Raw genomic sequence first — 11580 nt, 5'->3', positions numbered from 1 at the left:
TCAATCACCTATTCGATACCGTTCTCGGACTTTGGCTTTTGTTCGACCGATTGGATCTGGGCGAGCGACATGAAGACCCAACTCACTTTATCCCAACGATGACTTAGGAGCGTCTAAATGAAGAAGTTTTTACTCGGCATATCAATGTCATTTCTCGCAGGCGAACTGGCGGCGCAATCGCAATTGACGACCGCGTCGCCCATTCCTGATGGCGCGGAAAAACGGTTCTGCTACTATCAGGGTCTCGTGTACTCTGAGAACGCCTTCATACTATTGGTCGGCACCAACACCGTAACTTCTACAGCTCCTCAAAAAGAAGAACGGTTGCTGCGTTGCTTTCGTGGAGACGATGGAAATTTGTCCTGGCGACCGCAGAGCACACTTCAGCTTGGCAAGTAGAGACCCTGAACCCATTTTCTGTGCTTCAGTAAATGGGTCGGAACGCCTCTAACCAAAAGGAGGCGCACCACGATGCCACAGATCAATGCCAAACTGTCCGAACTCTATTGTTCCAAGGTTGCTCATCTGGCGCATGCGCCATCGCTTCCCCCGTGACGTCGGCCTCTCGTCTTTAGGACGGGAGGGTCCGCTGTCGCGGACTTGTGCATCGCCGGTCTAATGCGCCGTCTTGGCCAAAGCGCTGCATAGCTAAGCAGGGAAAGCTACTCACCAGTCGGACTGCACAGTCTCCCATGGAAACCGTTTTGGTGATCCGCCTCGATTGAAATGGTCTGCCGTTATGGCTAAGAAAACTGGGGAACCACAAGCGTTGCATCTGGCCTCTCAGCTAGGATAGCCCTATCTGTCGATCCGCGTTCTGGGCATCATGCCTGGAATTCATCGTTGAACACACTTCAACCTGTTCTCTGCTTACCGATTGCCAGAACCAGGTCCGCCTGCCAGCATTGCTGCTTGGCGCATTCGCTGGAACTCGTCAGGTGTGACGGTTCCATCGCTGACATCAATACCCTTGGGAATCCGCGCTCGTTTGTGTCCGACTACACGAACGCTGCTTCTTGTGATTTCCAGGCAGGCAGAGTTGTAGCAAGTCAGCCCATTTGTGTTGATTTGAATAGCGGTCTGACCAATTGCATTGGTGACCAAAGGAGCCTGGGTAGTAGTGGCGCAAGCTGAAGCCAACACCGCAAACCCGAAACACGCCCATTTTTTCATACGCAACTCCTTTATTCCTCAAAGATAGGTCAGCAACCGTTCAGTCAAATTTTTCGAGCGTCTACTTCGAGCCCAAAATGCGCAATTCTACGTCTTGTGCGAAATCCTTTTTTTTCAGGCAACGCGCAACGAAGTCGGACGTCCATCCAACAACAGTTGCACTACTGTAGGACACCTCCAAGGAACGGTGAACTCTTCACATTTTCGTTTTGCACAAACTGGAAAGGTGGAGAGAAAAGATGTCACAATTTGATCTGCTAACGACGCTGCGAAACCAATACCCGGCGACTACGGCTGCGGCACACAATTTGGTCTTACGTACGTCTGAGCTTTCAGTTGCCAGAAAGCACAAAGTTCAGATTTACGTTGACAAGACTCCTCGGGCGCTGATCGCCTTCGAAAATGGCCTTTGGGAAACCTTACTTTGGGCCGCCCGAGAATCCAATGCGACAAGTGCAGAGCGGCTGTTCAAATTCACAGCAAACTTCTTCGCTCAGTTCGCATTGGCATGTCCAACGTGGAATAACGTCCTGCCCGAAATCACAGATTACTTGATTGCAGCAAGCAGTGCAGAAAAGTCCCTGCTTACTGACGCTGTCGACCAGGTCAAAAGAGAACAATCCATAATGATTGGCATCGGGCGCGAGAACCCATCGAACCGGACGAGCAAACAACAGTGATCCGCATTCGGCCTTAACCGGGTCGCTGCAAGAAGAGGCACCGGGTGTTTTAGGGGCTCCACAGTAAACGCATTGATTGGAGAAGAAAATGAAAGACCTTGATTCACAAGCTTGGGACATTGTCCTTTCGATAACGCCCAAAGACATATTGAAGTTCTACCAAAAGACTGACGACCTTAGTGATCTACACCAAAAAATTTATGAAGAGTTTCTGGTCAACGGTCGGTTTGCTTGCGTGCACCATGAGTTTTTCTTTTACTCAGATGCAGCTGAGCAGCAAGCCTATGTACTGCGTGTTCAAAGACTCACTGGGACCCAACCGGACTCTTTTCGGCGGTGATTCAAAGTATTACGAAGGTTCGGCCAGGTAATACGAGACTCGTCTTCAACCGGACGCAAGAGACGCCAAAAATATTACGATTGGCTGCAGATTGTTGGACGATTCAGGAAGAAAAAAAACGGTTGAACCTTCGAAAACCGCGCTGTGTATGAGTAAGAACAACGAATTTTTTATTTGCCTGCGACTTTGCGAAAATCAAAACAGCAGTTTTGTCTCCTTCCATCACTTGCCAGAATCTACCGATTCAAAGGCGCTCTAACCCTGCACGGATCATTTCAACCAAGCCGCGCGCGAAGGGTAGATCGTTTATGTATTCGTCAATTGTGAAGTCGCCGTTTACTTGAGGCAATTGTGCTCTGGCCAGCCCTGTTTCACCGGCGAGGCTATGCACCGCGGAAATAATCAAACGATCAATGAAATAGTCTCGCACATCTATTTGGCGTACTTTTTTGACAGCGGCCTTGAAGTCTCCTTTCTCAACGTCTTCCAAGCAAAGTGTAATCTGGGTCCAAGTTGGCAACATGGGATTCGCATCCGTCGCTTGTCGCACCAATTCCGCGCCTTTATTGGGATCGCCGACAAATGCAATCCATCCTCCAGCCACAGCGAGCAGAAGATTGCCATTCGGATTGGCGCGAATTGCGGCATCAATTAATTGCGTAAAACTAGGTTTATCTCCATCCAATTGGGCATAGACGGCTGCTGCGATCAGAGCCTCCTGGCAATTTGGCTCAAAAGCCAATGCTTTCTCTGCGTGAGTTCGGCCATCTTCGACAACGGACTTCAATCGTTTTTGTCCAACACCTACCTGTTCAACATATCCAAACGCCAATAGTGCGTGCGCCAAGCCACTGGTTGGGTTCTCCCTGACAGCAGCTTGCGACAGTTCCAACATTCGCGCCAAGCTGCTGACTTTATTTGCGCGAAGGTGGGTGTGGAACGCCAACAGAGCTTCATACACGTTTGAGTCCGAAGCTGGTCGCGTTTGAGCGTTTCTCGCAGCGTCGGTTGCAACAAACCCATATGCATCCGCAATGCAGACCGCGCAGCGCTTTGCGACGTCTTCTTGAGCTTCGAAAATATTGGCGTTGCTCAAAAAGATGTCTTTGCGCTCCGACCAAACTAGGTCTCCGGTGTCTCTACGTTTCAATTGAACAACTATGCGCAAACACTCGCCATCTTCGCGAACCGTTCCTCCCAGAACATAATCGCAGCGCTCAAGCGAGTTATGTTCTTCCTGAGTTTGTGACTTAGAGTTTTCGGCCCTAAAACCTGTAAGTACCCGAACATAACCGAAACGGGCGAGTTCCAGCGCAATCTCTTCTGGCAAACCACCGCGAAAAAAAATTGCACGCGCAGTCTCTGACCCTGAGAACGATCTAATGCCTAGCGTGGGCAACCTTGGCGTTTGCTCATCAGTCAAACTCGCGTCGCTTGCCTGAAATTCTCGAATGCGAAAGGTTGGTCGATACCGACCTTTTGGAACCGATATTTCTACCCTATTTTGTCTACCTGAGGTCAAATAATAGTAATCTAACGCCTTTCGCAGTTTTACCGCTTCAGTTCGCACAACGGGATCAGTGTTGGGATCAAAGTCTGCGCCTCGTCCAAACACATCCATTGCCAACGCAGTGCCATGAAGTTCTTTACCCTTGCCGTCGATTTCACTTCTGACGAGGTGTTCAAAAAAAATTCTGTTGCGTTCGCTGACCGCGAAGTCACTCGAACCAACAATACGTTCCAGCTCTTCCAGGACCTCTTCTCTACTCACTTCTAAGGGCAAGAGTCACACCTTGGGGTCAGCCGCGCCAAATAACCTAAGTAGCACACTCTGGGTAGCACGACAAAGGAGACAACACCTTTTGGAAGTGATCGCCATCTCTAAGTTCGGTGTTTCGTGTTCCAACTTATTTTTACTGCGATAGCAAATGTCGCAAACGACCTGACGGGTGCATTGTGCACAATTCGCTTTTCTACTGCATTTATGTGGGCAAAACTGTCGTTCAAAGAATCTTTTGAGACGAAAATGCAAATGCGTGGTAGCTCCAGATTATGGCAACGACAACTGCGCGAAATCGACCGCCCATACCTTACGCATTTGCGGTTGTTGGTGTCCTTTTTGCTTCAATCTGTTTCGGACTGGTTCCCTATTTCAGCCGCAGCCTGACCGAGCAAGGCGTCGCACCCTATGTGGTCGCATTCTATCGCTACATTGTTGCGGCAATTCTTTTGCTTCCAGTTCTCATCTTGCACCGAAAAGAATGGCGAGAGATCACTTGGGGCCTTTCAGCCGGAGCAGTAATGGGGATTGGTTGGATCGGATATGTAACGGCGCTGGAGAAGTTGCCCGCATCGACAGTGGGTGTGCTCTACATGACCTATCCGGTGTTCACCCTAGTTATTGCTTGGGCTGTGTTTGGCGATGCACCCACGCGACGCGCCATATTGGCCGCTGGTCTGATTGTGGTGGCGGCTGTCATTGCTGGTTCGCCCGCGTCAGTGCCTGCGGAGCATCTGCCAACGCTGTTGATATCTCTCGCCGCTCCATTTGGGTTTGGCTTCGGAATTTGCGTCCTCGTACACAAGTTGGCACGGATTGCGCCGTTGGCACGAATCGCGTCAGTTTCTCTGGGGTCTGTACTGGGCCTCACACCGCTCATCCTTGGTACTGAGGTTGGAGAGCTTCTTCCTAGAGAACAATCCGACTGGCTTTTCATTGTTGGTATTGGTCTGGTGACCGCTTTCGTGCCTCAGCTCATCTACACGATTTGCTCGCCTGTTATTGGAGCTTCCCAAACTGCGGTCGTCGGAAGTATCGAATTACCCACGATGTTTGCCGTGGGATATCTTGCTTTTGGCGAAGCCATCTCTTTTCCTCAAGCTTTTGCATGTGCCTTAGTGCTGGGCGCAATCGCGATCACAAGAAGTAGAAAGACGCGCACCGTATCTACCGTGCTCGCAAAATCACCGAGGCAGTACTAATGGGCTTATTATGGTCGTTCACTACATGTTGTCGGAACGATTAGTTGGTTACTAAAAGCGGCTATAGACTTGAGGTTATGTGCTAGAGAACCCGCCAGAGCTGCGCTTCTGCCGATCTCATTTTTTGGCAAACTTTCACCCTGCCTTTGCGTCAGACAATATCCGGCCCCCGCTCCTTCCCCCCGTCATGCAGGAGAAGGCCCTTCACTTTCAGGTTCGTATCCGCGCGATGCCTATTGTCGGTGGCCAGCCGCTTCCCCGCAGGCTTCTCACCTGCCCCGCTTTGACCGCGCACGGTCTCGGCGGTCCCCGGTCCGACGAGTGTCTGGAGACATCTGTCGACCGGTGGGTTCCGTTGTCGTGTTTCTGCACCGGGCCAGAAGGAGCCGCGTCGGTGCGGGATGGTGTAGTCCCCGAACCATAGTTCACTATTGGAGGCCGGTCGTGAACGTACCGTGGTCACCGCTTTTTTGATCGTTTGCGAGGGAAAGCAGCAAGCATAAACCGGGCGCAACGGAGACGAGGAGACCCGTCCCGGCCCGGAACGTCCGATTTTTCGTTCTTGCTGACTAAGTGTTTTGATCTGTTTTTTTGTTCCTTGTGTTTCGCTCGTCTGCCAACTTTAAAAGCCGCAGCTGTCTCGAAGCGCTGTAGTCTATCAAAAGCGCGGGCGTTTTGGGTCAGCGATTCAAGTCAGAACCTGGTACCAAATTGTTCTCTTCCTGTTCTTTTGTTTGTGTGCAACGTTTGAATGGATCGCCTTGTGTCATCCAGCCCGATTTTTCGGCAAGCAGAGTTGCTGTGATGAACATTGGCTTTTGGACGTGTGGCTCGAATGCAGAGTGTGCCAAACGGAGAATAAGATGAGCGCTGACTTGGACGCTGGCCTGAACGATCAAGGCGACGTTGAAGATGGTGATGGTGACTATTCCGTCTATCCGCACATGGATGGGATAAAGTGTTCCATGTCATGGAAGCTCGGCAGTTATGGAGAACGCGGTGCTCTCTCTGATGACATGATCGAGAGCTTGGCTGAACGGTTTGACCTGCCAACTAAGCTCGTACGCGAGCTCTCTGTGCTTCTTGGGAATTGCCTCAACAGCGATGAAGACATCGCAATCAACCTGACCGAGGTCCGGCGCTCGCAAGCGATTGAACGAGGTCAAAAGCACCTCAAGACACTCCTGCGGGAAGCCAAACGGGGCACAATTGCTGCACAAGAACTCCGGAACGCATTGGGCTCGCTTTCGACTTATTTCGCGTCGACGCCAGAAGACGCAGACCTTCTTCCCCAAGTCCTCGACAAGCTTGAGACCGCAACGACACTTACTCAGGACGTCATAGATGACATTCGGCGCATCATCGAGACACCCGGCGCGGTTGCGGAGATGTCGCCCCGAGACAAGCGGTTCTCGCGCGACAAACGCCGTCAGTACATCGTCGAGAGTTGCTGCTATATCTGGAAAGATGCCGGTCGCCCCCTGACCTATACGACATATTCAGACGGTCGCCCCGGAGGACAACGGCAAGGCCCGCTCGTAAACTTTATCCAGGCTGCCGTGAGGATCATAACCGAACCGGAGCAAATCCTGAGCGGTGAGACGATCCGCGTGGATATTGACTATTTTCGCGACAAGCTTGAGCGCGAAGAGAAGGAGCGTTGGGCGCCGCCGGAATCGGGCAATCAATACACTTAGAATGAGCAAGCCTGCGTTGTCATGGTCATGGCATGACACGCGTTCCTGCCAAACCCCCTTCTGACGACCAAGCGCACCAGCAGGTTGAGACAGCGATAGGCCAGTTGGTCCGATTGCTGGCTGCCCAGGCAGTACGGGAACTGGACCGGGATGCGTCTGACCAAAAGGAGGCGCATCAGGATGCCACAGATCAATGCCAAGAAGAACCGACCCAGCAAGCTGCTGACGGTGAAAGACGTCGCTGAACTGGACAATTGTTCCGAGAAGACGGTGCGCCGTGCGATTGCGTCAGGCCTGATTGAGGTTATTCGGGTCGGCCCCGGTGGACGCCTCATCCGCATTGATCCGGCAGCACATGCCGCCTACCGGCAGGCACAGTGCTGGTAGGCACTCGTGATCGTTAATGTCTATTAATGTCAATGTGTTAAGCGCATTTCGGGAGGAGGGCATCCCCGTTAGTTTCTGACTTTCTGTGCTATGCTTTTCCCGAATCGGACACCCTGTCCACACCCGTCCACCCGAGACCTGACATGTCCAGAGGAACGCAAACCCGATGACTAAGCAGAGGCCCGTTCCAGTGACGCTGGCCTTCGTCAAAGCCGACACACCGATGTTTGCCGACCTTATCGAGCAGCTGCACTCCGACACCTCTCTGTCTGACGCGCGCCGCCGCGACTTGATCTCCGGCCTGCGCCGCGTAGCTAAAGCCCTTGGGTTGCCGCCAGAGGATGTGCCCTGCGACAGTCGCTGGTTGCAGCCCCGTCTGTCCAAAATCGCCCCAGCCACACTTGGTCTGACACCAAAGAGCTGGCAAAACGCGGTTAGTGATGCCCGGGCTGCGCTCTCGCACTTCGGGCTGGTGGAACGGCGCTTCAACCGGATCGAAGATCTGTGTCCTGCCTGGCAAGCGCTCTGGGCGGATGTACTGGCGTCGGGCGACAAGACATTGCAACCCGCGCTCTGCCGCTTCGTGCACTTTCTGAACCGGCAGGGCGTTGAGCCAGCCATTGTATGTTCAGACCACGCCGAAGCCTATCGAGAAGCCCTTGAGCATAATGAGATCAGCAAATCGCCTGATGTTGCATATCGGGCTGCGGTCAACGGCTGGAACCTGGCGGCACGCCGTGTTTCACAATGGCCCAAGATCACCCTGCCCCTGGATTCGCGTCAAAAGGTCATCACCTTTCCAGCGACTGATTTTCCGGCGCCATTCCAGACCGCTCTTGCAAAGCTGATGCATCGTCTTGCAACTCCGGACCCGCTGGCAGATGACGGCCAGAACAGAACGCTCCGTCCTGCAACCCTGTCTCAATACCAAAGACAGCTGGTTCGGTTCGCCTCCGAACTGGTTCACTCTGGAATCCCAATGAAGCACATTGGCGGTTTGGATGTCCTGATTGATCCGGTGGTGGCTGAACGGGGTTTCCGCCAGATGTTATCGCGCACCAACAACCAGACTACAAAGATGATCAGTGAGATCGCCTCGCTGCTCCGCAACCTAGCCCGGATACTCAATGCACCCGATGATACCCGGGACGCGCTGTCGGGGCTTGCCGCGCGCCTGGCCGTCAAACCTCAGAATGGCATGACCCAAAAAAACCGAAGCCGGCTGCGGGTGTTGCAGGAGGACCGGCATCAGCTGCGCCTTCTGCTTCTGCCTGAACGGATTTTCGCGCGACCAAGCGGCAAGTCCAAGCCGTATGGCTGGGCTCTGGCGCGCGAAGATGCGCTCGCCATCGCCATCCTGCTGGTCTGCCCGGTTCGCATGAAGAACCTGGCAGACATCCCCCTGGAACGCCACCTGCACCGTCCCGGTGATGGCCGGGCCTACCTGGTTCTGGAAGACGGCGAGACAAAAAATGAGCGACCTGTCGAGTTTGAGATCCCGCGTGATGTATTGCGCATGACCGACGTACATCTCAAATTTCGCTGTCCGGAACTCTGCCCCGCGGGAACACCTTGGCTGTTTCCCCGGAGGGATGGTCAGCATTCGGTTGATCCCGGCGTTCTGTCTGTGCGCATCTCCAAACGGATCCGGAAGGAAACAGGGTTGGAGATGAACGCCCACCTGTTTCGGCATTTCGCGGTGATGAACTGGCTCGACGCCAATCCCGGCGGCTACGAGGTTGCGCGCCGGTTGCTCGGGCATTCGGAAGTCAGCTACACCATCAACATGTATTCCGGTCTTGAGGCACGGTCGGCAACACGTGCCTTTGTTGACCTGATAGACGCCAAGAAAGGGCGTCGCTGATGAGCCTTGTTCTGCCTCTGTCTGATTGGCCCACGCAAGACCGCGAGATGTGGATCAACCTTCAAAAGGAAGGTGGACCGCTTGACGATTGCGGCGCGCTCTCACATCAACGCGCGACCTCGCTGAAGACTTTGGAGTTGCGCTATGCCCGATGGCTGCAATGGCTGATTACAAACGATGCGAAGGCAATCATAGTACCTCCGGCTCGACGCGCGACTCTGCCGCGCAGGTCCGCTTGGCTTCGGGACCTCTCACACACCCGGCCAATGACCCGGTTGATGTTCATTGATGGCGTGTTGCGTATCCTCTCCGCGGCTGACCCGACACAGGACTGGTCCGCTCAGCGAAAGTTGAAAGCGGGATTGAAGCGCGCCACGGGTCGAGGTGATCGGGATCGCAAACTTGGGCGTGTGTTGTCCAGCGAGGTTCTATTCAAGGCGGGAATGTCTCTGGCGATGGGTCATGCAGAAGCGGCGCCAACACTGCTGCGCCGTATGATGTGCCTGCGGGATGGCACCATGATTGCCATGCTGGCTTTGATGCCGATGCGGCGACGCGCCTTTGCGGGCCTTCGGATTGGCACATCCTTGCATGTCACAGCAGACACCATGACCGTCGCGCTCCCGGGGGATCTGACCAAATCAGGGCAGCCGTGGGAGGCTGATGTTCCCCAGAGCATTGAGCCGCTCTTGCGTCGTTATGTCAACGAAGCCCGTCCCTTTTTTATGGAGCGTGGCCAACAACAACACGATGTCTTGTGGGTCGGAAGGACAGGTGCACCATTAAAGCAAGGTGCGCTGAGCCCCCGGATCGCGGAGCAGACCCTGAAGCTGACGGGTCGCCGCATCCCACCGCATTTTTTCCGGGATGCCGCCGCAACCACATTGGCCCGCTCTTCTCCGGAACACGCCAAGCTAATTCGACCAATTCTTGCGCATACGAGCTTCGGAACCGCCGAGCGCCACTACATCCACGCCCAGACAATTGAAGCGGGCCGCGACTACGTGGCTTTGATCAACCAGAAGAGAAAGGCCCGGCGATGACCCGAGTTGTAATCTATGCCCGTTTCTCCAGCCAGATGCAGAGAGACGCATCAATCGATGACCAGATGCGTTTGTGCCGGGAACGTGCAGAGCGTGAAGGCTGGACTGTTGTCGACGCCTATTCTGATCGGGCGGTCTCTGGTGCGTCCATGTTGCGTCCCGGGCTGCAAGCGCTCTTCAATGCAACCCAGGAAGGACGGGTTGATCTGGTCTTGGCGGAGGCGCTGGATCGGTTGAGCCGGGACCAGGCAGACATCGCTGCGATTTTCAAACGCCTGAGCTTTGCAGGGGTCGGCATCATGACTCTGACCGAAGGCGAGATCAGTGAGTTGCATGTGGGTCTCAAGGGGACCATGAACCAACTGTTCCTCAAAGATCTGGCCGACAAAACCCGGCGCGGTCTGCGCGGGCGGGTGGAGCTTGGACGCTCCGGTGGCGGCAGCAGCTATGGCTACGACGTCGTCCGGCGTCTCGGGCCGGACGACCAACCCGTCACAGGAGAAGGAATGATCAACGCAGCAGAATCCGAGATTGTCCGGCGGGTGCTTCAAGAGTTCTCAGAGGGGCATTCTCCCAAAGCCATTGCGCGCCGCCTGAACGCCGAAGGTATTCCCGGTCCCCGTGGCAAGTTGTGGCGTGACACCGCGATCCGGGGGCACCGAATGCGTGGAACAGGCCTTCTCAACAATGAGCTCTACATTGGTCGCCTGGTCTGGAACCGGCTGCGTTATATCAAGGACCCCGAGACCGGCAAACGCGTTTCCCGTCTCAACGATCCCTCCAAATGGATCATCACGGAGGTCCCCGAGTTGCGGATTGTCGGGGATGAACTTTGGAAGGCGGTCAAACAGCGACAAGGCGAGATCGAGGCTGATCCCCGCGTCAAAGCCATCAAGGAAACCAAGTTTTGGGAGAAGCGTCGCAAGAAGCACCTTCTGACCGGTCTTGCATTCTGCGGCACCTGCGGAGGGCCGCTCGCGACAGTCGGGCGCGACTACCTCGCCTGCTCTGCTGCCCGCAAGCTCGGCACCTGCACGCACAGGCAATCCATTCGCCGCCATATACTGGAAGACGCCGTGTTGGATTTGCTGCGCCGACGTCTGATGCAGCCCGACGCAGTGGCCGCTTTTTGTCAAGTCCTTCAGCGAAGCCGCCAACGCAGAAGTAGGTACAGCGGAGGTAGCCCGGACCCGTCTGCAATCCGAGCGGGACAAAGCGGCGCGCAAACTGAATGGGTTTTATGATGCGATTGCAGAAGGCATTCGCACCCCTGGACTTCAAACCAAACTCGAAGAACTCGAAGCGCAGATTGCCGATCTTGAGGCGAAGCTCTCCGAAGCTACGCCCTCACCGGTGCGACTGCAGCCGAACCTTTCCGAACTTTATCGCTCCAAGGTTTCCGATCTGGCGCAGG

General features: G+C 54.5%; 11 protein-coding genes. 9 read left to right on the top strand and 2 right to left on the bottom strand.

What is annotated here, in order from left to right; genetic code table 11:
• Positions 1-117 precede the first annotated feature (117 nt).
• Positions 118-399, top strand: a complete 282-nt coding sequence (locus tag ACR0JW_RS16570; protein WP_170682233.1) for a hypothetical protein — start codon at positions 118-120, stop codon at positions 397-399.
• 471 nt (positions 400-870) lie between these two features.
• On the opposite strand, the gene ACR0JW_RS16565 is transcribed toward ACR0JW_RS16570, so the two are convergent.
• Positions 871-1173 carry a hypothetical protein gene (locus tag ACR0JW_RS16565; RefSeq protein WP_170617598.1) on the bottom strand — a complete coding sequence of 101 codons (303 nt, stop codon included), beginning with the start codon at positions 1171-1173 and terminating at the stop codon, positions 871-873.
• A 239-nt stretch (positions 1174-1412) separates the two neighbouring features.
• Between ACR0JW_RS16565 and ACR0JW_RS16560 the strand changes: the two genes are divergently transcribed.
• Both ACR0JW_RS16560 and ACR0JW_RS16555 read left to right on the top strand, forming a co-directional pair.
• A complete protein-coding gene (locus ACR0JW_RS16560) occupies positions 1413-1853 on the top strand; it encodes a hypothetical protein (protein WP_170682234.1) in 441 nt (146 codons plus the stop codon).
• A gap of 88 nt (positions 1854-1941) precedes the next feature.
• On the top strand, positions 1942-2193 hold the full coding sequence (locus ACR0JW_RS16555; RefSeq protein ID WP_170617602.1) for a hypothetical protein: 252 nt from the start codon (positions 1942-1944) through the stop codon (positions 2191-2193).
• A 244-nt stretch (positions 2194-2437) separates the two neighbouring features.
• Here ACR0JW_RS16555 and ACR0JW_RS16550 read toward each other — a convergent pair whose 3' ends face one another.
• Entirely contained in the window at positions 2438-3964 is a 1527-nt protein-coding gene (locus ACR0JW_RS16550) for a hypothetical protein (protein ID WP_480714214.1), read from the bottom strand.
• A gap of 281 nt (positions 3965-4245) precedes the next feature.
• Between ACR0JW_RS16550 and ACR0JW_RS16545 the strand changes: the two genes are divergently transcribed.
• The 6 genes from ACR0JW_RS16545 to ACR0JW_RS16520 all read left to right on the top strand — a co-directional run bounded on the left by ACR0JW_RS16545 (position 4246) and on the right by ACR0JW_RS16520 (position 11410).
• The gene (locus ACR0JW_RS16545; RefSeq protein ID WP_480714213.1) at positions 4246-5175 is read left to right on the top strand and encodes a DMT family transporter; all 930 of its coding nucleotides are present in this window, start codon (positions 4246-4248) and stop codon (positions 5173-5175) included.
• Positions 5176-6038: 863 nt separating this feature from the next.
• On the top strand, positions 6039-6872 hold the full coding sequence (locus ACR0JW_RS16540; RefSeq protein ID WP_170824684.1) for a hypothetical protein: 834 nt from the start codon (positions 6039-6041) through the stop codon (positions 6870-6872).
• A 180-nt stretch (positions 6873-7052) separates the two neighbouring features.
• The gene (locus ACR0JW_RS16535; RefSeq protein ID WP_170682238.1) at positions 7053-7259 is read left to right on the top strand and encodes a helix-turn-helix domain-containing protein; all 207 of its coding nucleotides are present in this window, start codon (positions 7053-7055) and stop codon (positions 7257-7259) included.
• Between the two features lie 166 nt (positions 7260-7425).
• On the top strand, positions 7426-9123 hold the full coding sequence (locus tag ACR0JW_RS16530) for a site-specific integrase (RefSeq protein WP_170682239.1): 1698 nt from the start codon (positions 7426-7428) through the stop codon (positions 9121-9123).
• A complete protein-coding gene (locus ACR0JW_RS16525) occupies positions 9123-10166 on the top strand; it encodes a tyrosine-type recombinase/integrase (RefSeq protein ID WP_480714212.1) in 1044 nt (347 codons plus the stop codon). The genes ACR0JW_RS16530 and ACR0JW_RS16525 overlap by 1 nt, the downstream gene beginning before the upstream one ends.
• Complete coding sequence (locus tag ACR0JW_RS16520; RefSeq protein ID WP_480714211.1) at positions 10163-11410, top strand: recombinase family protein; 1248 nt, start codon at positions 10163-10165, stop codon at positions 11408-11410. The genes ACR0JW_RS16525 and ACR0JW_RS16520 overlap by 4 nt, the downstream gene beginning before the upstream one ends.
• Positions 11411-11580: the final 170 nt, after the last annotated feature.

The sequence above is a fragment of the Ruegeria sp. BG6 genome (genome assembly GCF_056538465.1).
Note: the sequence above shows the minus strand (reverse complement) of the source record. Positions and strands in the feature narration are given on the sequence as shown.